Source organism: Nocardia sp. bgisy134 (genome assembly GCF_057708325.1).
The window spans coordinates 227,236-249,386 of sequence record NZ_JBYIRW010000002.1 but is presented as its reverse complement, the minus strand read 5'-3'; the positions used below and the strand labels follow the sequence as shown (position 1 = coordinate 249,386).

Below are 22,151 nucleotides of genomic sequence, written 5' to 3'. Positions count from 1 at the left end.
CCGGGGCAGACGCTCGGCACTCTCGCGCACTGCCGCCGTTCGCATTGACCGCGGCGGGCCGTCGGTTTAGTCTCATCGCGTTCACACATATGTTCGAGCACACTTGTCGACGCCGAGAAATCGGCCCGATATCGGCTCCAGGGAAGGCTCGCGATGCCCGACGAACCGTCGACCGGCAATTCCGAGATAGCGGCACTGGCACAACGGGTCGCGACGGCGCGCGGGAAACTGCCGCTGCAGCACGACACCGCATTGGTCGAGGTGCTCTCCGAGGCCGAGATCGCCGCGGAACGTGAACTCGCGGAATGGATTCGGGCCCAACGTCGCGGTCAGCGGCGGCGCGCCGTCGAGGACGAGCTGGCCGCCGAGAAGCTCGACCGTCGCACCGGGGCCGCCATCCGCCGCGCCGAGGAGGACGACGCGCGCTGGCACCGCCGCGCGCTGGCGGCCCGGCGGCGCGTCGCCAACCAGGACGCGCGGCTGGCTCAGCTCTACCGCCGTGCCGAATGGTCCTCGCGGGCGCTGATCGCCGTCGTGATTCTCGGCATGGTGTGGGCGGGCGTGAACGTGCAGCACAACCTCGTCCCGAGCGGCGATATGTCCGATCCGCTGTACTGGCTCAGCTATGGCATCGAGGCGATGATCTCCATCCCGATCATCACCATCATGGTGGTCGCGACGACCGCGGCACGCTGGGGGCGAGAGCTCCCGCGCGGCAAGGTGATCGTCTTCGAGGCGGCGCTGCTCGGCACCACCATCGCGCTGAACACCGGGCCGCACCTGGCCGCGGGCGATCTCGGGCGAGCGGCCGAATTCGCGATCGCGCCGGCGATGGTCGGCGTGGTGATCTGGTTGCACGCCTGGGTCGCGGCGCGGTACGCGCAGCTCATCGACAGCGTGCCGATCGTGGACGACACCGCCGTGCCGAAGTTGCGCGGGGCGTACGGGTCCGCGGACACGAGGCAGTGGGATACCGCCGGGCTGGTCGTGGATTCGACCGGTGGACCGAGCGCGATCGCGGCGACGGACATCGATGCCACGTCCGCCTCCCGGACGGACGGCGTCGAACCGCGACCGCTCCAGAACACTCGGCCGACTTCCGTGGAATCCGCCGCCGACGCGGAGAAGCAGCCGCTCGACGGTCGCCACGCCGGAGCCACTCCCGCAGGAACTTCGACTTCCGAGGACGCAGGCACTTCCACCGCCGAGAACACCTCCGCTTCCGAGGACGCAGGCACGTTCACTTCCGAGGACACCTCCGCTTCCGCCGACGAGGAGTCCGGACCGGACGCGGCTACGGCTCGCGGTTCGATGACCGGGCTGTCGTATTTGGTTCCGCTCTCGTTGCTCACCGGCGGGCTCGCCGAAGAGGACGACGCCCCGCGGACGCCGCGACGCAACGGATCGTCCAACGGCCGCTCGGCCCATACCGCCGACGACGCCGCCGCGCAGCCGCTCCACATCGCGCAGACCAGGCTCCGGCCGGTCAACGGCAACGGCCGGACCACGCCGTCGATGTGGGCCGGATCCCATGCCCTGCAAACCATTTCGTACCCGCAGCCCGAGGACGCCGAAGCGGCCGAACCCGTGAACACGACCGACGCCGTCGAGCTCGCCGAGTTCCAGGCGATCCGCGGCGGCAAGTCGGCGCCCGCCCGCGACGAGGAAGCGGTGGAGGACGAGGGCAAACCAGCCACCGACCCCGAACCGGCTGAAGACCGAACCACTCGGCAACACACCGATTCCGGCTCGAAGTCCGACGACTCGACCCCACGCGTGCGCGCCGAGGCCGCTGCCGAACAGCTCACCTTGGAGCCCGAGCCGGAACCGTTGCGTCCGCGCAGCACCGAGATCATCCTCGCCACCCAGCGCGCCATCGCCGAGGAGGACGCCGAGGACGACGATCTCGACCAGGAACCGGACAGCGCCGAGGACGAGGTCCGCCTGGTCGCGCGGAACATCGCCGAGCAGGGCCTCTCCAAGCTGCCGGTCGAGCAGATCGCCGACATTCTCACCCTCGCCGACCAGGCCTGGTCCAGCGCAGGCATCGCCAAGGAGGTGGGCGTGTCCGGCTCCGCCGTGGCTCGCGTCATCGACGCCGCCCACAAGGTCCGCCGCCCGTACGCGACCAGCAGCTGAACCCGTTGCCGCGCAGCGAGATCTGAGGCACACCCCGGCCTACGATGGGGCTCGACACGGGGCGGGAGGATTGCGTGAACGCTGCGTCGATCACCCACCGAACGCCGAAAGGGCTGTTCGTCGAATAACTTTCGACGAAACAGCCCGATCGAATCACGGTTCAGCTCTGCCAGCCCCCGGCGGCAGACCTACCACGCGCCGCCTCCACTCGCCCGGCGTCAGCGGACGTCGTGTCAGTACGTGGCACGCGCGTAATCCACTTCGCTAGAACCACTTTCGGCCGACTTCGGTGCGCGATCACCGTGCCCCGGCCACCAGGCGCGATGACCGAGGAGGGCGGTGATCGCCGGGGTGAAGAACATCGCCATGACGAAGGCGGCGATGCCGATGCCGACCGAGATCGCGAAGCCCATCTGGGAGAGCGTGCTGTTGCCCGCCAGCATCATCGAGGCGAAGGTGCCCGCCAGGATGACGCCCGCCGCGGCGACCGTCGGGCCGGTGTGGCGGACGCTCAGCGCCGCCGCCTCGCGCGGGTCGCGGCCCTCCCGGGTTTCCTCGCGCAATCGGGCGATCATCAGGATGTTGTAGTCGGTGCCGAGTGCGACGACGAACAGGTACATGATCACCGGCAGCGTGAAGATCAGGCCGGAAGCGCCCTGGATGTGCTGGAAGACCAGCACCGTGGCACCCAGGGTCGCGGCGAAGCCGAGGAAGACCGAGGCCATCAGATACCACGGCGCGACCAGGCTGCGCAGCAGCAGGGCGAGCACGAGCATGATCAGGATCGCCGCCACCGGGAACACGATCGCGTAGTCGCGGTTCATGGCGTCCTGGAAGTCGACGAACACCGCGGTGATGCCGCCGACCGCCACCGTCGCGCCCGCGGGCGCCGCGTCGTGCGCCGCCGTGCGCAACGGTCCGCGGACCGTGTCCAGCGCGGCATCGGATTCCGGCGCGTCGGCGAGGGTCACCTGGAAGTTCGCGATGGTTCCGTCGGCCGACACCATCGGTCCGCCGACCGCGCCCACCCCGGGCACCTGGGCGAGCGCCGCCCGGTAGCCCTGCAACTGATCGGGAGTCAACTGCCCGTCCGGCGCGTGCAGCAGCACGTCCGACGGCTGGGTCGCGCCCGCGGGCATGCCCTTCAGCAATTCCTTGTTGTAGACCACGGATTCGGAAGCGTCGGAGGTCGAGCCCGAGCCGAGATCGAAGGTGGGGTTGAACCCGACGGCGAAGACGCTCAACGCCACCAGCACACCACCGGAGACGACGGCGAAGACGCCGGGCCGCTTACCCATCGCCCTGCCGATCGCGGCGAACCGCGCGCCCTTCGGCTCCACCCGCCACGCCTTGGACGGCCAGAACACCTTGGTGCCGAGCAGGGAGACGATCGCGGGCACCAAGGTGAGTCCCGCCACCAGCGCCACCGCGACCGCGATCGCCAGCGCGGGCCCGAGCGCACGGAACATGCCCAGGCTGGAGAGCGTCAGCGCCATGAAGGCGATGATCACCGCGCCCGCCGCCGAGGTGATGGCCTCGCCGACACGGGTGACGGCGCTGACCATCGCGGTCTTGGGATCCTCGCCCGCGCGCAGTCGTTCCCGGTACCGGAACATCAGGAACAGGATGTAGTCGGTGCCGACGCCGAACAGCACGACCACGAGGATGGAGTTGACCGAGGCGTCCATCTCCAGATCGAAGGCGTTGGCCGCCATGGCGATCAGGCTGCCCACCATGCTGGAGACACCGCCGATCACCACCACGGGAAGCAGCGCGATCACCGGACTGCGAAAGATGATCAGAAGCAGCGCCAAGATCAGCACGATCGTCGCCGCGCCGACGATGGCCAAGCCCCGCTCGCCGGACTCGGTCTGGTCGAGCGTCTGCGCGACGGCGCCGGTGATGCCCGCCTTCAGATCGGTGTCGCGCACCTGCTCTTTCAGGCTGTCGCGCAGGCTCTTCACCGCGTCGCCCTGGGTCTTGTCGGAGGCGCTGGTGACCTTGGTCATCTGCACCGCGATGACCTGGATCAGCCGGTTGTCCGAGGGCGGCGTCGCCTGAATTCCGGTGACGCCCTCGATGTTCTCACCGCCGAGCGCCGTGGCGGCGGCGGCCACCGCTGCCGAGTCGTTCTCGGTGAGCGCGGCGCCGTCCTCGCGGGCGAAGACGATCAGCGCCGCGGGCGGGGAATTCTGCGGAAATGCCTTCTCCTGCAACTCCATCGCCTTGATCGACTCGTAATGCGAGGGCAAGAAGCGGGATTGGTCGGTGGTCGAGGTGAATTCCGGGGCGGAAGCCACCAGCGCGATGGCGGCGATCAGCCACACGCCGATCACCTTCCACGGGTGGTGGACGACGAGACGCCCGAGTCGGCCGAACATGAAGGTCCTTTCGTTGGCCTGGATCGGCTCAGCTGTCGAGGTCTTGGGAGGGTCCGTGCTGCTGATGGTTGGTCATGATTTCCCCGCTTTCATTCGTGAATGCGCATACAGGCATGCATCAGCTAGCGGCGGGCCCTCATTCGGTCCGTCGTAGTCGGGCGCTGTGCGGTTGTGGATGACGTCGTGCGCGTTCACCCGCACTCTGTCTCGACACACTATAAGTAGATGTATACGTATAGCGCAAGAGCGCCGCTATCGGCCGCGATAGGCGAACGAGCAGAGTGAAATGGTGGCTAACTCAGGCGGCGTGGTGGCTTGGTGAGTTGCGCGCGGTGCAGGAGGTACGCCGTGAGCGGCTCGTAGACGTGGGGGTCGAGGCCGTCGTCGAGGGGGACGGTGACCGCGATCTTGCCCTCGTCGAGACCGGCGAAGAGCGCCGGATCGTTGCAGTCGGCGAAGCCGACGGTGTCGATGCCCGCTTCCCCCGCCGCGCCCGCCCAGCCGTGATCGGCGACGACCAGGCGTGGGAGTTCGCCGTCCAGACTCGCGAGCGCGGCCCGCATCGGCTCGGGATCGTGCGTGTGCCGCCACCGTCCGTCGGTGCCGATCAGTGCGGCGACGCCTGAGGCATAAGCGATTTCGCGATGCGGGGCCGGCTCCCAGAGCCGGGATTCGTACGACCAGCCCGCCGCGGGCGTGAGCACGGCGCACCCGGCGGCGCGCAGCGCATCCTCGATCGCGCGGTACACGCCGAGCAGCGTCGCCGGATGTCCGGTCGCCAGCAGCACCGTCGCACCCTCGGCCGCCGCGGCGCCGATGCGCTCCCCCATCGCGTCGAGCGCGTCGAGCGTGAGATCCGGATCGATGGTGTCGACGCCGTGGGTGTGTTCCGGATTCGGATCGACACCGCACAGCCGCGCCATCATCGCCAGCGTCTCGTCGAACGACCAATCGCGCAGGCGCAATCCGAACTGATACCGCGGATCTTTGGCCACCATCCGCCCGTAATGCCGCAGATTCCCCTCCCGCGGCGTCGCCACTTCCCCGGCGATTCCGCTGCGCACCAGTTGCTCCCGCAACTCCGCTCGCGACACCCGCTCCGATCCCATCGCACCCCTCCGAACTGGTTCGGCCCCATGTCCGGCGCGGTCCGATATCCACCGGCCGACTCGCCACTCGACGCAACGGCCGATCACCGAGTACGTTACCCGCGGTAATCAGCCTTCTGACAGGTTCCGGCGGGGAACACCACCACCTCAACCCGCGGAATGACATCCGAGCCCGGCGCATCCGACCTTCGGAATACGGCCCCGAGTTCCTGGTGCCCCGGCAGACCCAGCAGTGCCCCGCTAGTTCGCGTTCGCTACCAGCTCGCCGTGCTCCAAATAGCGGGTGCGCCCGGCACACTTGGCAATGTGCGCATGGCGTACGCGGCGGGCCAGCCGGGGAACGACGTAGTCGTCGAGCGTGTCGAGCCCGACCCAGCACCAGTCGTCCAGCTCCTCGGCCTGAAGCTCGATCGCCTTTTCGTCGGCGCCCAACTCCCCGCCGTCGAACACGTACAGGATCTTGTCCCCTTCCCCCGGGTACGGCGCCCAGTCGTGGACGAGCAACCGACCGGGCGTCCGATCGATCCCCAACTCCTCGCGCACCTCCCGACGACACGCCGCCGCGGGCGACTCCCCGTCCTCGACGAGCCCGCCCGGCAGATCCCACCCATTGCCATAGATCTTGTGCACCAGCAATATCCGCTCACCGCGCGCGAACAGCGCACCTGCCGCAAGTCGCGGGCGCGCCAGCCCGTCCTCGACGTCGGTCACCCCAACCACCTCGCTTCGGTGTGATCATCCTATCCCGAAGACGGCGAAGGCCCGCTTCCCGAACGGGGAAGCGGGCCTTCGAGATTCAAGCCGCGGAGCGGGGAATTACTTCGCCTTCTCCAGGACCTCGACCAGACGCCAGCGCTTGGTGGCCGACAGCGGGCGGGTCTCCATCAGCTGAACGCGGTCGCCGATGCCGGCGATCTCGTTCTCGTCGTGGGCCTTGACCTTCGAGGTGGTACGGATGATCTTGCCGTAGAGCGGGTGCTTCACCCGGTCCTCCAGCTCGACCACGATCGTCTTGTTCATCTTGTCCGAGACGACGTAGCCGATCCGCACCTTACGACGGCCGCGCTCCTGAGTGGTGTTCTCGCTCATGCCGCATCTCCCTTACCTGCGGGTCCGGTGGCCAGACCGAGCTCACGCTCACGCATGACCGTGTAGATGCGCGCAATCTCGTGACGAACGACGCGCAGACGACGGTTGTTGTCCAGCTGACCCGTCGCCATCTGGAAGCGCAGGTTGAACAGCTCTTCCTTCGACTCACGCAGGCGGGAGACGAGTTCCTCTTCGGTGAGCTCGCGGAGCTCTGCGGCCGGTGTACCAGTTGCCATCAGAACTGCTCCTCCCTGGTCACGATCCTGCACTTCATCGGGAGCTTGTGCATCGCGCGGCGCAGCGCCTCGCGAGCGATCTCCTCGTTCGGGTACGACATTTCGAACATCACGCGGCCGGGCTTGACGTTCGCGACCCACCACTCCGGCGAACCCTTACCGGAACCCATGCGGGTCTCGGCAGGCTTCTTGGTCAGCGGGCGATCCGGGTAGATGTTGATCCAGATCTTGCCGCCACGGCGGATGTGGCGAGTCATCGCGATACGCGCCGACTCGATCTGCCGGTTGGTGACGTAGGCAGGCTCGAGCGCCTGGATACCGAAGTCACCGAAGGCCACCGACGTACCGCCCTTGGCCATGCCCGAACGGCTCGGGTGGTGCTGCTTGCGGTGCTTGACCTTGCGAGGCATCAGCATGCGTCAGCCCTCCTGCTTCTCTGCCGGGGCGTCAGCCACCGCAGTGGCGGCGGAGCGCCCGGCCTCGGTGCTGCCGGTCGCGGTGGTGCCGGTGGAACCGGACCGACGCGGGCGGCTCGGCCGCTCCCGGCGCGGACGATCGCGATCGCCCGCCGGAGCGCTCGCGGCGGTCAGCTCACGCTTGCCACCGACGATGTCGCCCTTGTAGATCCAGACCTTCACGCCGATGCGACCGAAGGTGGTCTTGGCCTCGTAGAGGCCGTAGTCGATGTCGGCGCGCAGCGTGTGCAGCGGCACCCGACCCTCACGGTAGAACTCCGAGCGCGACATTTCGGCGCCGCCGAGGCGGCCCGAGCACTGCACACGGATGCCCTTGACGTTCGGCGAACGCATGGCCGACTGGATGGCCTTGCGCATCGCGCGACGGAACGCCACACGGTTGGACAGCTGCTCGGCCACACCCTGGGCAACCAGCTGCGCGTCCGACTCGGGGTTCTTGACCTCGAGGATGTTCAGCTGAACCTGCTTACCGGTGAGCTTCTCCAGCTCGGCACGGATGCGGTCGGCTTCCGCGCCGCGGCGGCCGATCACGATGCCCGGACGCGCGGTGTGGATGTCCACACGCACGCGGTCACGGGTGCGCTCGATCTCGACCTTCGAGATGCCCGCCCGCTCCATGCCGTTGGCCAGCAGCCGACGGATGGCGACGTCTTCCTTCACGTAGTCCGCGTACTGCTTGTCCGCGTACCAACGCGACTTCCAGTCGGTGGTGATACCGAGGCGGAAGCCATGGGGGTTGATCTTCTGTCCCATTTACTTTGCCCCTCCCTTCCGGCGGCTGCGAGCAGCACCGGCGGTGGGCACGCTCTCGACCTCGATGGTGATGTGGCTGGTGCGCTTGCGGATCCGGAACGCGCGGCCCTGGGCGCGCGGCTGGAAACGCTTCATGGTGGCGCCCTCGTCGACGTACGCCGTCGAGATGACCAGCGTGGCCGGGTTCAGGCCGAGGTTGTTCTCGGCGTTGGCCGCGGCGCTGGCGACGACCTTGGCGACCGGCTCGCTCGCGGCCTGCGGCGCGAACTTCAGGATCGCGAGAGCGTCCTCGACCCGCTTGCCGCGGACCAGGTCCACGACACGACGAGCCTTCATCGGGGTGACGCGCACGTGCTTGGCGGTCGCCCGGGCAGTGGGGTTCTGAGTCTCAGTCGTCATCGCCGCTTGCTCTTCCGGTCTTCCTTGACGTGGCTCTTGAACGTCCTGGTCGGCGCGAACTCACCGAGCTTGTGCCCGACCATGGACTCCGAGACGAACACGGGGACGTGCTTGCGGCCGTCGTGCACCGCAAAGGTGTGCCCGATGAAATCCGGGATGATGGTCGAACGACGCGACCAGGTCTTGATGACCTGCTTCGTGCCCTTCTCGTTCTGCACGTCCACCTTCGCGAGGAGGTGGTCGTCGACGAACGGGCCCTTCTTGAGGCTGCGTGGCATTTCTTACCTCCTCCTTCAGCGCTTCTTGCCGGTCTTGCGACGGCGGACGATGAGCTTGTCGCTCGGACGGTTGGGCTTGCGGGTGCGGCCTTCCGGCTGACCCCACGGCGAGACCGGGTGGCGACCACCGGAGGTCTTGCCCTCACCACCACCGTGCGGGTGGTCGACGGGGTTCATGACGACACCACGGACCGTGGGGCGACGGCCCTTCCAGCGCATGCGGCCTGCCTTGCCCCAGTTGATGTTCGACTGCTCGGCGTTGCCGACCTCGCCGACGGTGGCGCGGCAGCGCACGTCGACGCGACGGATTTCGCCGGAGGGCATACGCAGCGTGGCGTAGGGGCCTTCCTTACCGAGCAGCTGGATGCTCATGCCCGCGGAACGGGCCAGCTTGGCGCCGCCGCCCGGACGCAGCTCCACCGCGTGGATGGTGGTACCGGTCGGGATGTTGCGCAGCGGCAGGTTGTTGCCCGGCTTGATGTCGGCCGTCGGGCCGGACTCGATCGGGGTGCCCTGCTGGATACCCTTCGGCGCGATGATGTAGCGCTTCTCGCCGTCCACGTAGTGGAGCAGCGCGATGTTGGCGGTCCGGTTCGGGTCGTACTCGATGTGCGCGACCTTGGCCGGGATGCCGTCCTTGTCCAGGCGACGGAAGTCGATCAGACGGTAGGCCCGCTTGTGCCCGCCACCGCGGTGGCGAGTGGTGATGCGGCCGTGCGCGTTACGACCGCCGGTCTTGGTCAGCGGACGCAGCAGCGACTTCTCCGGGGTGGACCGGGTGATCTCGGCGAAGTCGGAGACGGACGACCCGCGCCTACCGGGGGTAGTCGGCTTGTACTTGCGAATTGCCATGAGTTCTTCTCTACTTTCTGGATTCCCGCTCGCTTACGCGACCGGGCCTCCGAAGATCTCGATGGGCTTGCTGTCGGCCGAGATGGTCACGAGCGCACGCTTGGTGTTCTTGCGCTTGCCGTAACCGAAGCGGGTCCGCTTGCGCTTGCCCTGACGGTTGGCGGTGTTGACGCTGGTGACCTTCACACCGAAGACCTTCTCGACGGCGATCTTGATCTGCGTCTTGTTGGAGTCCGGGTGCACCAGGAAGGTGTAGGTGCCTTCCTCGATCAGTCCGTAGGACTTCTCCGAGATGACCGGCGCCAGCAGGATGTCGCGGGGGTCGGCGATGGTGGTCACTTGCTCTCCTCCTGTGCCGCCTCGGCGGGACCGTGAACGAAAGCGTTCAGGGCCTCGACGCTGAACACCACGTCGTCGCTGTTGAGGACGTCGTAGGTGTTGAGCTGATCCGGGGCGATCGGCTGCACGTTCTGCAGGTTCGCCACGCTCTTCCACGCGGCGATGTCCTCGCGGCCGACGACGACCAGGAACTTCTTGCGGTCCGACAGCTCGGCCAGGAAGCTCTTGGCGGTCTTGGTCGACGGGGACTGACCCGCGACCAGTTCGGTGATCACGTGGATGCGCTCGTTGCGGGCCCGGTCCGACAGGGCGCCACGCAGGGCGGCGGCCTTCATCTTCTTCGGGGTGCGCTGGCTGTAGTCGCGCGGCTGCGGGCCGTGCACGGTGCCACCGCCCGCGAACTGCGGCGCGCGGGTCGAACCCTGGCGGGCGCGACCGGTGCCCTTCTGGCGGTACGGCTTCTTGCCACCACCGGAGACCTCGCCGCGAGTCTTGGTCGCGTGGGTGCCCTGACGGGCCGCGGCCAGCTGCGCGACGACCACCTGGTGCATCAGCGCGATGTTGGCGGTCACGTCGAAGATCTCCGCGGGGAGCTCGACGGTGCCGTTGGTCTTGCCACCGATCTCTTTGACCGGCAGCGTCAGGTTGGCCTTCTTCTCGAGGCTGGTCATGCGTGCGCACCACCCTTCACGGCGCTCTTGACGATCACGACGCCGCCCTTGCGACCCGGGATCGCACCCTTGATCAGGAGCAGGCCGTTCTCGGCGTCCACCTTGTGAACCGACAGGTTCTGGGTGGTGACGCGGTCGTTACCCATCCGGCCCGACATGCGCATGCCCTTGAACACGCGGCCGGGGGTGGCGCAGCCACCGATGGAACCCGGGCGGCGGTGCACGGCCTGCGCACCGTGCGAGGCACCCTGACCACGGAAGCCGTGGCGCTTCATGGTGCCCGCGAAGCCCTTGCCCTTGCTGGTGCCGGTGACGTCGACGTAGCTGCCCTCTTCGAACACGTCGGCGCTGATCTCCTGGCCGACCTCGAAGGTGGACGCGTCCTCGACCCGGATCTCGGCGACGTGGCGGCGCGGGGTGACGCCCGCCTTGGCGAACTGGCCGGAGACCGGCTTGTTCACCTTGCGGGGGTCGATGGCGCCGAAGGCGACCTGGACGGCGCTGTAGCCGTCGCGCTCCACCGTGCGGATCTGGGTGACCACGTTCGGGCCCGCCTTGATGACGGTGACCGGAACGACGCGGTTCTTCTCGTCGAAGACCTGGGTCATGCCGAGCTTGGTGCCCAGGATGCCGGCCGCGGGCCGGTTCTTGTTGTCAGTCATGTCTCGAGTCCCCGTCACTGAATGTTGACGTCGACGCTGGCCGGCAGATCGATGCGCATGAGCGCGTCGACCGTCTTCGGCGTCGGGTCGAGGATGTCGATGAGGCGCTTGTGCGTACGCATCTCGAAGTGTTCGCGCGAGTCCTTGTACTTGTGCGGCGAACGGATGACGCAGTACACGTTCTTCTCGGTCGGCAACGGCACCGGGCCCACGACACGGGCCCCGGTGCGGGTCACCGTCTCCACGATCTTGCGCGCAGACGCATCGATCGCCTCGTGGTCATAGGCCTTGAGCCTGATGCGGATCTTTTGTCCCGCCACGCTAAGTGTCCTTTTCTCCGCTTTCCTTCGTGATCCGGAAGCCGGGCTTCCGCACCACCCTCATTTGCACAGCCCGAACACACGAAGACGTCCCAGCTCGAGTGGGTCAGGCCCGGAGGGGGAAGCTTGCGTAACCGCAGGGCTCCCGCTCGGGCAAGATCCGGCTCAGTGGAGACCGCGACCGGGCACGCCCGATCCTCGCCGCTGTTCATCTGTCATGGTTCTCCGGTCCACGCGGTCGGGCGTGTCGCCCTACCGCTTATTCCTCGGCCCGGATCGAAAACTTCATCTCAGGCTCGGAACAACGTCCCGGACGTGCTCACACCGAAACTCGATGAAGCACACAAGTGGGTACTGCTCGCCTCGCCGGTCACGACCCGTCTCACTGGGAAACAGCCACGACCCCGCGCAAGGCAACCCGAACAGTATGCCCGAGACCCCCAACCCACTTCAAATCGCCCCCGGTGTCGCCCCGATCACCCCCGCGAGGGGGCCGACTTCGCACGTCTTTCGCACGCCACGCAGAGGTTACAGCCCCTGCGAGGTGTGCGAAGACTCCGCGGAGAGCCCATGGAGTACAGAACTTACTTTTGAGTAAGATAGCGGTATGACGAAAGAGACCGCAACGCTGCGCGGGTGGAAGAAGCTGCCGGACAACCGGCTGGGACATGCGCTGTTCTCGCTGGGCATGGTGGCCAGGGTGCCGTACTTCGGCACGGTGCTGCCCAGCGTCGTGCGGCTGGAGCCGGGACTGTGCGAGGTGACCTCGCCGAAGTGGTTCGGCATCCACAACCACCTGGGCACCTTCCACGCCATCGCGGCGTGCAATCTGGCCGAGGTCGCCATGGGCATGCTCAGCGAGGCCACGGTGCCGACCACGCACCGCTGGATTCCCAAGGCGATGAACGTGCAGTACCTGGCCAAGGCCGAGACCGGATTGCGCGCGGTGGCGAAGCTGCCGGAGATCCCGGACTTCACGCAGATCACCGAGGGCCGGGACCTGGTGGTGCCGGTGTCGATCTACGACAAGCACGGCCTCGAGGTCGTCCACGCCGACATCACCACCTGGGTCACGCCGCGTTAGTGGACTTGGACACCAGAGGCCCGTGGTTGGTTGCACCGGGGTGACAGCAGCGGATTGAATGCGGATATGAGTGACGGTGCGGTCCCGGCGGCCGATCTGTGCGTCGTCGGGCTCGGCCCGACCGGACGGGCGCTGGCCCATCGGGCGATGCGGGCGGGGTTGCGGGTGATCGCGATCGACCCGCGGCCGCAGCGGCTCTGGCCGCCCACTTTTTCCTGCTGGGCCGACGAGCTGCCGGAGTGGCTGCCGCCCGGCGCGATCGGATCGCGCATCGAGGCGCCGACGGTGTGGACGAAGACCGAGCACCGTATTCGCCGTCCCTACTGCGTGCTGTCCAAGCAGGGTCTGCACGACGCGCTGTCTCTCGACGACGCGGAGGTGATCGCCGGGCGCGCCACCCGCGTCGACGCGCACGAGGTCGAACTGGCCGACGGCACGGTATTGCAGGCCGCCACGGTGTTCGACACCCGCGGCCTGCCCACGCTCGGGCAGCGCAGGGCGGCCAGCGCGCACGGCATCTTCGTCGACGAGGAGACCGCGGCGCCGATGGTCAGCGCAGGCGAGGGGCTGCTGCTGGACTGGCGGCCGGAGAACGGCGCGGGCCCGGACGAGCCGCCGTCGTTCCTCTACGCGGTCCCGGTCGGGGACGGCACGGTGATCTTCGAGGAGACCAGCCTCGGCCTGCGCGGCGGCATGCCGCAACACGAGCTGCGCAAGCGGACATTGAATCGGCTTGCCGCCCATGGCATTCGGCTCACCGGCGAGGAACCCAACGAGGCCGCCCACTATCCGATCGACCAGCCGCCGCCGAAGAAGGGCGTCGCGCGGGCGGTTCCGTTCGGATCGCGCGGCGGCATGATGCACCCGTGTACCGGCTACAGCGTGGCGGATTCGCTCGCCTTGGTCGACACGGCGGTCGACGCGCTGCGCACCGGCCGCGACCCTATCGACGCGCTGTGGCCGTGGCGGGCGCGGCTGGTCTATTGGATGCGCATGCGCGGACTGTGGGGCCTCGGCAGGCTGACCACCGAGCAGTCGATCGCGATGTTCGAAGCCTTCTTCACCGAATCCGAGCGCGGGCAGCGCGCGCTGCTTTCCGCGCACGACGACTACGCCGCGCTGGGCGCGGTGCTGTTCAACACCGTCGCGCACACCTGGCCGTTCCGCTGGCGCTACGACCTGGTCGGCTGGACGAACCGCAACCGCTGGGCCGGTTACGAGTTCAGTCGGCCGCGCGAGCCGATGACCACCGAGATCGAGTAGCCGCGGGATCGGACAACGGCCGAGCCCTCGGTCCGCGCATCACGGGTCGCGCGAAACAGGACGGCGGGCCGACGATCCACGTCGACCCGCCGAGCCGATTGCCGATCAGGCGGTTTCGGCCGCCCTGCGGTAACCGCGAACCGCCGGCCAGGCGAACACGACGATCAGGCCGACGGTCCAGGCGATCGTCTTCAGCAGCGGCTCCGCGACCGGACCGCCCGCGGAGAGCCCGCGCATCGCGTCGATGGCGGTGCTCATCGGCTGGTTGCCGACCACGTCTTGCAGCCAGGTCGGGTAGGCGAACACCGGGACGAATCCGGTGTTGAAGAACATCAGCAGCGTGTTCACGATCGTGATCAGGCTGACCAGCAGCACGCCCTCGGTGAGCGTCGCGAGCGCCGTGCACAGCACCGCGAAACCGATGCCGAACAGCACCGGGATGCCGATCAGCGCCAGCGCCGCCAGCGGTCCCTGGTTGAAGCGGAAGCCGAGCGCCATGCCGACCAGGATCACGAACAGCGTCGTGATCAGCACGCGCACCGCCTCGGCGAGCAACCGTCCCGACAGGCTCGCCGCGCGGTTCATCGGCATGGTCCAGAACCGGCTCAGCAGGCCGGTGGCCTTCTCCACCTTGAAACCGAGCGCGCTCACCACCGCGCCGGACATGGCCGCCACCAGAGTGATCAGCGGAACCTGGCCGTAGATGGCGTCCATGCCGGTGTTCCTGGTGATCGTCCCGCCGAGCACGACGTCGAACATCAGCAGGGTGAGCGCCGGATAGATCAGCGTCTGGATGGTGGTGGCGGGATCGCGCATCCAGCCGATCAGCAGTCGCTTGCACTGCAACAGGCTGTGCTGCGCCCAGGTGCCGATCGCGTGCTCCGAGCGCGCGGCCACGGTCGGCAGCGGCGCGAATTCCGCGCCCTTCTCCTCGGACTCCGTCGTCTGCACGTTCATGACCGCCTCACACTCGCCCACACCGCGAACGGCGTGAACACCACCGTCAACCCGATCAGCCACGCCAGCGGCACCCACAACACGCCCCAGCTCACCCCGTCGCCCGCCATGTCGCGCAGCGCGAAGGAGAACTGCGAGATGGGCTGGTTGCGCACGAACGGCTGGATCCACTCCGGGAAGCTGCTCTCCGGCACGAACCCGCAGGACAGCATGCCGAAGATCAGCGTCGGCAGGGTGAGCGCCTGGCTGAGCTGCTCCGGGCTCTTGGTGAGGCTGCCGAGACCGTCCGCGCCGATCGCGAGCACGGTGCCGATGGCCAGCGAGAACGCGCAGAACAGCACGGCCTGGCCGAACCCGGCGCTGAACTCGAAACCGATCATGTACCCGAAGAGCAGCGCGCCGGTCAGCGAGGTGACCGAACGGACCAGGCCCGCGCAGATCCGCGAGGTGAGCGGTACCAAGGTGCCGATCGGCATGGTCTGGAGGCGGGTGCTCAGGCCGGTCATCGCCTCGAACGCGGCGAGCTGCGCGTTGGACAGCATGGTGAACGCCATGGTCTGCAACACGATGATCGGCATGACGAACTGCGCGTAGTCGATGCCCTGGAGCTTCATGACGAAGCGCAGCGGCAGATAGAAGCCGAGGGTGAACACCAGCGGCGTCACGAAGGCGACGATCAGCTCGCCCTTGGTGGCCATGGTCTTCACCACGCGCCCGGTCAGCGCCTGCCACTGCGCGAACGAGGACGGACGGGCGACTGGTAGCTCGGCGAAGAGTTCGGCCGCCTCGGTGGTGGCCGGTTCGGTGGCGCTGGCGGTCACGAGTGACCGCCCGTGTGGCCGGTGAGGGAAAGGAAGACGTCGTCGAGCGAGGGCCTGCGCAACGCGATGTCGGCCAGCGCGACACCCGCGCTGTCGAGCCTGCGGAGCGCCTCCGACAGTGTGGTCGCGCCGTTCGGAGCCGGGAAGGAGAGCCGGTCGGCGCCGTCGAGTTCGGCGGTGACGGCGGCGGGCACCAGATCGCCCAGCGCGTACGCGGCGGTCAGCACCTTCTTCGGGTCGAGCGGGACCACCTCGCAGTAGCTGCCGCCGGTCTTCTCCTTGAGTTCCTCGGCGGTGCCTTCGGCGATCACCGTGCCCTTGTCGATGACGATGATGTTGTCGCTGAGCACGTCGGCTTCCTCGAGGTACTGCGTGGTCAACAGCACCGTGATGCCCTGGTCCTTGAGCACGTTCACCAGATCCCAGACGCCTTGGCGGCTGCGCGGATCCAGACCGGTGGTCGGCTCGTCGAGGAACACCACCTCGGGGCGCACGACCAGACCGCAGGCGATGTCGACGCGGCGGCGCATGCCGCCGGAGTAATTGCGCACCGCGCGCTTGCCCGCGCTCACCAGGTCGAACTCCTCGAGCAGGGTGTCGGCGCGCTTGCGTGCCGCGGACCTGCCCAAGCCCATCAGCCTGCCGAACAGTTCGAGGTTCTCGCGGCCGGACAGGTTCTCGTCCAGCGCGGCGTACTGGCCGGTCATCATGATCGAGCGCCGCACCCCCGCCGGGTCCTCGCACACGTCGTGGCCCGCGACGACGGCGGTGCCCGAGTCCGGGCGCAGCAACGTGGACAGGATCTTGACCGTGGTGGTCTTGCCCGCGCCGTTGGGGCCGAGAATGCCGAGCACACTCGCCTTCTCGACGGTGAAGCTGATCCCTTGCAGTGCGTGCACGTCGCCGAACGACTTGCGGACGTCCTCGACGCGGACCGCTGGATCGCGCTGGGTCGAATCTGGCTGGCGCGCCGGCGATTCTGCTGGGTTCAAGCTCGGCATCAACTCTCCACTATCGGGCCGGGGCGGCGATCCGATCGCCGGACGCACTGAAGTACGTCGGGGTGGTGATCCCTGCCGCCGGGCGTGATGTTACCGGCATCTCGCGTCCTGGACCGACGACCAGTCCGTACCCAAACCTGGAGCGGGATAAATGTGGGATTGATCACATTCGCTGCCTGTGATCCGCGTCGCGCTGGATCGATCCTGGTCGAGGCGTGGCAAGGGCAGCGCAGGGGCGGCGGCGCAGCCTTGTCGGCCGGGGACGCCGACCATAGTCTGCTAAACGGGGGCATACACGCACTCACTCGTCTGTGGCGGGACCGCGCTGGGAGCCGGTCCGTCAGGGGTCGGCTCGATTCGGGTGGGGGCACGGCGGGTCGAGACTGCGAAGAGGTAACCATGGCCGAGTCCGCGCAGCCACGCTTGGCGGCGCATCCGGGAGGATCGGGCCGATCGAACGTGCTGATATCCCAGGATCCGCGTACCGGAGAGGTGGTCGGAAATTACGCCGTGATGGGGGCGGGCGAGCTGAATCGCACTGTCCGCGCCGCGCGCACCGCCGAAAGATGGTGGGCCAATTTGGGTTTCGGTGGCCGCAGACGCTGGCTGCTGGACTGGAAGCGCAGCATCGCAAGGCGGGCAAGCGAATTGGTCGAGCTGGTCTCGGAGGAGACCGGAAAACCCGCGGCGGACGCAGCGGGCGAGGTGATGCTCGCGGTCGAGAATCTGGATTGGGCCGCGCGCAACGCCTCTCGCGCGCTGCGGCGGCGCAGGCTCGGCTCGAGCTGGCTGAGCCGCAACCAGCGGGCCTCGGTGGGTTATCTGCCGCTCGGCGTCGTCGGGGTGCTCGGGCCGTGGAACAACCCGGTCTTCACGCCGATGAGTTCGATCGCCTACGCCATGGCGGCGGGCAATGCGGTGGTGTTCAAGCCGCACGAGCTGACCACCGGCGTCGGGGTGTGGCTGGCCGAGAGCTGGGCCGAGCTGGCCCCGAGCCAGCCGGTGCTTCAGGTGGTGACCGGGGACGGCGCCACGGCGGCCGCGCTGTGCCGGGCCAAGCTGGACAAGATCGCCTACTCGGGCTCGGAAGCGGGCGCGCGGGAGGTGATCTCGCTGTGCGCCCAGACCATGACGCCGGTGGTGGTCGAGCGCGGCGGCAAGGGCGCGATGGTGGTGCACGTCGACGCGAAACTCGAGGACGCGGCCGAGGCCGCGGTGTTCGGGGCGATGGCCAACGCGGGCCAGAACCCCTCCGGCGTGCAGCGCGCCTACGTCGCGGATTCGGTGTACGACAACTTCCTCGACTTGGTGGCCGCGGATGCCCGCAGGCTGCGCCCCGGCGCGGACAAGCGCGCCTCCTACGGGCCGATGATCTTGGAGCCCCAGGTCGACGTGGTGCGCAAGCAAGTGCGCGACGCGCTCGCCAGGGGCGGGCGCGCGGTGGTCGGCGGACTGGATTCGATCCGCGAGCCCTACGTCGAGCCGATCGTGCTCGCCGAGGTGCCGGAGGAGAGCATCGCGATCAGCGGCGAGGCGATCGGGCCGGTGCTGATCGTCAACCGGGTGGCGAATATCGAGGAGGCCGCGAAGCGCATCAATGCCACCGGAAACGGCGTCGCTGTCTCGGTGTTCACCAGGGACGTACACAGCGTGGAGTCCTTCGCCGAGACGCTGCGGGCGGGAGTGGTGACGATCAATTCGACCACCGCCCATCTCGGCATCCCCGCGCTGCCCGTCGGCGGCGTCGGCGAATACGGCCAGGGCCACAGCCACGGCGAGCACGGACTGCGCGAGTTCAGCAGAACGCTCGCCGTCGCACGCAAGCGCTACCGCGCGCCGATGAACCTGGCCACCTTCGACCGGCATCCCCGCCATCTCCGCATGGCCAAGGCGATGTTCCGACTACGCCACGGTCGCCCGGGCTGAGCCGAGCATGACCGCTTCCATCAGCGCCGTCACGCGGGCGAGCTGAGCCGGACGGGAGTCGAAGCGGGTGAGCCTGCCGACGTCGATGACCTGTCCGATCGCGGCGTGCACGCGGAAGCGGGCCTCGACGGGGTCGCCGTCGAGCAGGTTGGCCCATTCCAGGACGTTCTGGCGCTGGATGGCGCGCAGCTTGTGCTGTTCGGCCTGCGGCAAGTTGCTGAACTCGGCGTAGTAGACCGGCATGATCTCCGGGGTGGCGAAGGTCAGCCTGGCGTAGCGCGCGGCGATCAGGCGCACCGCGTCCGGCCGGTTCGTCGCCTCGGCGAGCGCGTCGGTCATGGCGACCGAGACCCGGTCGCCGGTGCGATGGAAGGCGGCGGCGAGCAGATCGGACTTGCTGCTGAAGTACCGGTAGACGCTGGAGGCGTTGATCCCGACCGCGGCGCCGATCTCCTCGATGCTGGCCTCGTGATAGCCCTGCCGCCCGAAGATGCGGATGGCCTCGGCGAGCAGCTGCTCGCGCTTGGAGGTGACCGGAAGGCCGCGCGCCGCCGGCCCCTGCTCGGGCTGCGCGGGAGCGGGCGGCAGTTCGGCTCGCAGGACCGACCAGCACATCTCGCGCAACAGCGGAAGCAGCCGGGCGCCGGAGAGCGCCGTGCGGTGCGCGGAGATGCTGGCCACCACGCTGAGCACCGAGGCGGCGAACACCCGCAGGTCGGCCTCGGACGCGTCCGGGCGCAGCTCGGCGATGGGCGCGGCGAGGGTGGCGTTCAGATCGTCGTAGATCTTGCGGATCCGGATCCGATCTTCGCGTTCCAGGTAGCGGCGCTCCCACCGGTAGAGCCCCGCCTCGCGCCGGATGTCGATGGTGTGCTCGGCGAGCGCCTTGATCAGGCGCTCGAGCCGCGGTTCGGGGTCGAGCCCGGGATCGTCGGCGTTGCGCGCGACAGTGAGCAGGTGGCGCGCGCCCTCCTCGGCGGCGGCGACCAGCAGCGCGTACTTGTTCGCGAAATGCCGGTACAGCGCGGGCCCGGAAATGCCCACATCGGCGGCGATTTCGTCGACGCCGACAGGGTAGTACCCGCGCTCGCTGAAGGCGCGCGCGGCGGCCCGGATGATCTGGGCCTTGCGGTCTTTGGGGCGACGGCGTACCCCGGCGTTCTCCTGGCCCGTCCTGCCCCCGCTCGGTTCGGGCCGCGCGGGCGCGAGGTCTACCTCGCCGTGTTCCGCGACCATGCACCTCTCCGTTCTGGGACGGCGCCGCCTGGTTGACAGCGCCGGACAAGTCCACCTAAGTTAACCACAATTCGCAAAGTTAACCACCATTCATGGTCCGGCGTCCGCCGAATCGCAGACCAGGAGCGAAAAATGAGCAATGCCGATTCCGCACCAACCGCGGCGGCCACCGCTGGCTTCGCCGCGGTACAGGACGGCAAGGTACTGCGTATCACCCTCACCAAACCCAAGCGCAAGAACGCCATCGATTACGACACGATGGTCGCGCTGGGCGACACGTTCCTGACGGCCGCCGAGAACCGATCGGTGCGCGCGATCGTACTGACCGGCGAGGGCGGCGACTTCTGCACCGGCGCGGATCTGGCCGCGTCCCCCGGCGAGGCGCAGCGCGGCATCACCGCCGACCTGGTGATGGACGCGGCCAACCGGCTGGTGAAAGCCATCGTGGACGCGCCGGTTCCGGTCGTGGCCCGGATCAAGGGCGCGGCCGCGGGCGTCGGCGTCGGCATCGCGCTGGCCGCCGACCTGGTGTACGCGAGCGAGGACTCCTACCTGCTGCTGGCGTTCATCAACATCGGCCTGATGCCCGACGGCGGTGCGGCCGCGCTGGTCGCCGCCGCGGCCGGACGCCCGCTGGCCGCGGAGATGGCGCTGCTCGGCGAGCGGCTGCCCGCCCCTGCCGCGAAGAGCGCCGGACTGTTCACGGCCGTGCTGCCCGACGACGAGCTCGACGCAGCGGTGGAGGCCGCGGTCGCCAAGATCGCCGCGGGCCCGCGCCGCGCGCTGGAGCTCACCAAGAAGGCGCTCAACCAGGCCACCCTGATCGCCCTCGACGGGGCGCTGGCGGCCGAGAAGTCCGGCCAGACCGAGCTGCTCGGCTCCCCCGATTTCCGCGAAGGCGCCACCGCGATGCTGACCAAGCGCAAGCCGGTCTTCGCGGACTGAGTCTCCTCGGCGGCGCGGCGATCCCGCGACGCCGGAGGAATCCGGGCACAACGAAGTGCGCCGGACCGGTCGTTCGCGGGTCGCCAACCGGTAGCTCGGACCCGCGAACACCACCCGGCCCGCCGCAGTGTGATCCCGGGCACAAACCGCGCGGCCGGGGCGACTATGTTGATCGGCTATGGCTTACCTGGTTACCGGAGCAACTGGGTTCATCGGTCGTTTCCTGATCCCACAGCTGCTCGAGCGCGATGCGGACATCCACGTGCTGGTCCGGCCCGGTCAGCAATCGGCCGACCGGTTCGCCTGCTGCGCCAGGGAATGGGACGCGGGCGACCGGGTGCGTCCGGTCCGCGGCGACCTCGGCGCGCCGGGCCTCGGCATCGACAGCAACTGGCTGGCACAGCAGCGCGGCGCCATCGACCATGTCTTTCACCTAGCCGCGAGCTACGACCTGACCGAACACGGCGCGGGCACCCGCAACGTCGTGGACGCCGCGGAGGCGCTGGAAGCCGGTCTGCTGCACCACATGTCGACCGTCGAGGTGGCGGGCTCCTACGAGGGCGTGTTCACCGAGGACATGTTCGACCACGGACAGACGCTGACAACTCCCTTGCAGCAGGCCAAGTTCGAGGCCGAACGCATCGTCAGGGACTCGGGACTCGACTGGCGGATCTATCGCCCGTCCATCGTCATCGGCCATTCCCGGACCGGCGAGATCGACCGCATCGACGGTCCCTACTACTTCTTCCGGCTGCTGCGGATGGCGGCCCAGCTGCCGCGCATCCTTCCGGTGCTGGTGCCCAAGCTCGGTGAAACCAACATGGTCCCGGTGGATTTCGTGGCGCGGGCGCTCGACCACATCGCCCACCGCCCCGGCCCGGCGTCGAGCACCTACCACCTGGTCGATCCGCGCCGGATGAGCGCGGTCGAGGCGCTGAATCTGTTTGCCGACGAGGCGGGCTCGCCGCACCTGGTGGAGGTGATGCCCAAGCGCGCCATGAACATGGTGCTGCGGGTGCCGGGCGCCAAGTGGATGTTGCCGCGCGTCGGCGTCCCGATGGACGTGCTCGAGCACAGCGAGTTCACCTGCCGGTTCGACGCCGCCCGCGCCGGCGCCGCGCTCGCTGGCACCGATATCAAGGTGCCGCCGCTGGCCGCGTACGCCCCGCTGATCTGGAAGTACTGGATCGAGAACTGGGTGTGATCGGCACGCG

24 protein-coding genes are annotated in these 22,151 nt (G+C 68.4%); 6 read left to right on the top strand and 18 right to left on the bottom strand.

Features of this window, described 5'->3' with window-relative positions; genetic code table 11:
- Window positions 1–153: 153 nt before the first annotated feature.
- Window positions 154–2,139: a hypothetical protein gene (locus tag AC3ERS_RS05090; RefSeq protein ID WP_431963981.1), complete on the top strand. Its 1,986-nt coding sequence runs from the start codon at window positions 154–156 to the stop codon at window positions 2,137–2,139.
- A 233-nt stretch (window positions 2,140–2,372) separates the two neighbouring features.
- On the opposite strand, the gene AC3ERS_RS05085 is transcribed toward AC3ERS_RS05090, so the two are convergent.
- The 14 genes from AC3ERS_RS05085 to rpsJ all read right to left on the bottom strand — a co-directional run bounded on the left by AC3ERS_RS05085 (window position 2,373) and on the right by rpsJ (window position 11,704).
- Complete coding sequence (locus AC3ERS_RS05085; protein ID WP_431963979.1) at window positions 2,373–4,520, bottom strand: MMPL family transporter; 2,148 nt, start codon at window positions 4,518–4,520, stop codon at window positions 2,373–2,375.
- Window positions 4,521–4,813: 293 nt separating this feature from the next.
- A complete protein-coding gene (locus AC3ERS_RS05080; protein ID WP_431963977.1) occupies window positions 4,814–5,629 on the bottom strand; it encodes a phosphatase in 816 nt (271 codons plus the stop codon).
- A 240-nt stretch (window positions 5,630–5,869) separates the two neighbouring features.
- A complete protein-coding gene (locus tag AC3ERS_RS05075) occupies window positions 5,870–6,340 on the bottom strand; it encodes an NUDIX domain-containing protein (protein WP_431963975.1) in 471 nt (156 codons plus the stop codon).
- Between the two features lie 105 nt (window positions 6,341–6,445).
- Window positions 6,446–6,718, bottom strand: coding sequence for a 30S ribosomal protein S17 (rpsQ, locus tag AC3ERS_RS05070; protein ID WP_431963973.1), 273 nt, complete (start codon window positions 6,716–6,718; stop codon window positions 6,446–6,448).
- The gene (gene rpmC / locus AC3ERS_RS05065; protein WP_011207272.1) at window positions 6,715–6,954 is read right to left on the bottom strand and encodes a 50S ribosomal protein L29; all 240 of its coding nucleotides are present in this window, start codon (window positions 6,952–6,954) and stop codon (window positions 6,715–6,717) included. The genes rpsQ and rpmC overlap by 4 nt, the downstream gene beginning before the upstream one ends.
- Window positions 6,954–7,370, bottom strand: coding sequence for a 50S ribosomal protein L16 (gene rplP / locus AC3ERS_RS05060; protein ID WP_067785334.1), 417 nt, complete (start codon window positions 7,368–7,370; stop codon window positions 6,954–6,956). The genes rpmC and rplP overlap by 1 nt, the downstream gene beginning before the upstream one ends.
- 3 nt (window positions 7,371–7,373) lie before the next feature.
- Entirely contained in the window at window positions 7,374–8,183 is an 810-nt protein-coding gene (gene rpsC / locus AC3ERS_RS05055; protein ID WP_431963971.1) for a 30S ribosomal protein S3, read from the bottom strand.
- Window positions 8,184–8,582, bottom strand: coding sequence for a 50S ribosomal protein L22 (gene rplV, locus AC3ERS_RS05050; protein ID WP_062983231.1), 399 nt, complete (start codon window positions 8,580–8,582; stop codon window positions 8,184–8,186).
- Window positions 8,579–8,860: a 30S ribosomal protein S19 gene (gene rpsS, locus AC3ERS_RS05045; RefSeq protein WP_067785343.1), complete on the bottom strand. Its 282-nt coding sequence runs from the start codon at window positions 8,858–8,860 to the stop codon at window positions 8,579–8,581. The genes rplV and rpsS overlap by 4 nt, the downstream gene beginning before the upstream one ends.
- 15 nt (window positions 8,861–8,875) lie before the next feature.
- A complete protein-coding gene (gene rplB / locus AC3ERS_RS05040; protein ID WP_067785345.1) occupies window positions 8,876–9,712 on the bottom strand; it encodes a 50S ribosomal protein L2 in 837 nt (278 codons plus the stop codon).
- A 33-nt stretch (window positions 9,713–9,745) separates the two neighbouring features.
- On the bottom strand, window positions 9,746–10,051 hold the full coding sequence (rplW, locus tag AC3ERS_RS05035) for a 50S ribosomal protein L23 (protein WP_011207266.1): 306 nt from the start codon (window positions 10,049–10,051) through the stop codon (window positions 9,746–9,748).
- The gene (rplD, locus tag AC3ERS_RS05030) at window positions 10,048–10,722 is read right to left on the bottom strand and encodes a 50S ribosomal protein L4 (RefSeq protein ID WP_431963968.1); all 675 of its coding nucleotides are present in this window, start codon (window positions 10,720–10,722) and stop codon (window positions 10,048–10,050) included. The genes rplW and rplD overlap by 4 nt, the downstream gene beginning before the upstream one ends.
- Entirely contained in the window at window positions 10,719–11,384 is a 666-nt protein-coding gene (gene rplC / locus AC3ERS_RS05025; protein ID WP_431963966.1) for a 50S ribosomal protein L3, read from the bottom strand. The genes rplD and rplC overlap by 4 nt, the downstream gene beginning before the upstream one ends.
- 14 nt (window positions 11,385–11,398) lie before the next feature.
- Window positions 11,399–11,704 (bottom strand): 30S ribosomal protein S10, encoded by a 306-nt coding sequence (gene rpsJ / locus AC3ERS_RS05020; RefSeq protein ID WP_003938093.1) that lies wholly within the window; start codon window positions 11,702–11,704, stop codon window positions 11,399–11,401.
- Window positions 11,705–12,311: 607 nt separating this feature from the next.
- Between rpsJ and AC3ERS_RS05015 the strand changes: the two genes are divergently transcribed.
- Window positions 12,312–12,788 carry a hotdog fold domain-containing protein gene (locus AC3ERS_RS05015; RefSeq protein ID WP_431963964.1) on the top strand — a complete coding sequence of 159 codons (477 nt, stop codon included), beginning with the start codon at window positions 12,312–12,314 and terminating at the stop codon, window positions 12,786–12,788.
- A gap of 66 nt (window positions 12,789–12,854) precedes the next feature.
- Entirely contained in the window at window positions 12,855–14,051 is a 1,197-nt protein-coding gene (locus AC3ERS_RS05010) for a lycopene cyclase family protein (RefSeq protein WP_431963962.1), read from the top strand.
- 105 nt (window positions 14,052–14,156) lie between these two features.
- On the opposite strand, the gene AC3ERS_RS05005 is transcribed toward AC3ERS_RS05010, so the two are convergent.
- From AC3ERS_RS05005 to AC3ERS_RS04995, 3 genes are read right to left on the bottom strand one after another with little or no spacing between them, the layout of a single operon-like run.
- Complete coding sequence (locus tag AC3ERS_RS05005; RefSeq protein ID WP_431963960.1) at window positions 14,157–15,008, bottom strand: ABC transporter permease; 852 nt, start codon at window positions 15,006–15,008, stop codon at window positions 14,157–14,159.
- A complete protein-coding gene (locus AC3ERS_RS05000) occupies window positions 15,005–15,829 on the bottom strand; it encodes an ABC transporter permease (RefSeq protein ID WP_431963958.1) in 825 nt (274 codons plus the stop codon). Before AC3ERS_RS05000 ends, AC3ERS_RS05005 begins: the two co-directional genes overlap by 4 nt.
- Complete coding sequence (locus tag AC3ERS_RS04995; RefSeq protein WP_431963956.1) at window positions 15,826–16,830, bottom strand: ATP-binding cassette domain-containing protein; 1,005 nt, start codon at window positions 16,828–16,830, stop codon at window positions 15,826–15,828. The genes AC3ERS_RS05000 and AC3ERS_RS04995 overlap by 4 nt, the downstream gene beginning before the upstream one ends.
- Window positions 16,831–17,229: 399 nt before the next feature.
- Between AC3ERS_RS04995 and AC3ERS_RS04990 the strand changes: the two genes are divergently transcribed.
- Window positions 17,230–18,756 carry an aldehyde dehydrogenase family protein gene (locus AC3ERS_RS04990; RefSeq protein WP_431963954.1) on the top strand — a complete coding sequence of 509 codons (1,527 nt, stop codon included), beginning with the start codon at window positions 17,230–17,232 and terminating at the stop codon, window positions 18,754–18,756.
- Here the strand turns inward: AC3ERS_RS04990 and AC3ERS_RS04985 are convergent.
- Window positions 18,733–19,992 carry a TetR/AcrR family transcriptional regulator gene (locus tag AC3ERS_RS04985; protein ID WP_431963952.1) on the bottom strand — a complete coding sequence of 420 codons (1,260 nt, stop codon included), beginning with the start codon at window positions 19,990–19,992 and terminating at the stop codon, window positions 18,733–18,735. The two genes, AC3ERS_RS04990 and AC3ERS_RS04985, sit on opposite strands and share 24 nt — an antisense overlap.
- A 132-nt stretch (window positions 19,993–20,124) precedes the next feature.
- Between AC3ERS_RS04985 and AC3ERS_RS04980 the strand changes: the two genes are divergently transcribed.
- The gene (locus tag AC3ERS_RS04980) at window positions 20,125–20,937 is read left to right on the top strand and encodes an enoyl-CoA hydratase (protein WP_431963950.1); all 813 of its coding nucleotides are present in this window, start codon (window positions 20,125–20,127) and stop codon (window positions 20,935–20,937) included.
- A gap of 178 nt (window positions 20,938–21,115) precedes the next feature.
- Window positions 21,116–22,141, top strand: coding sequence for an SDR family oxidoreductase (locus AC3ERS_RS04975; protein ID WP_431963948.1), 1,026 nt, complete (start codon window positions 21,116–21,118; stop codon window positions 22,139–22,141).
- Window positions 22,142–22,151: the final 10 nt, after the last annotated feature.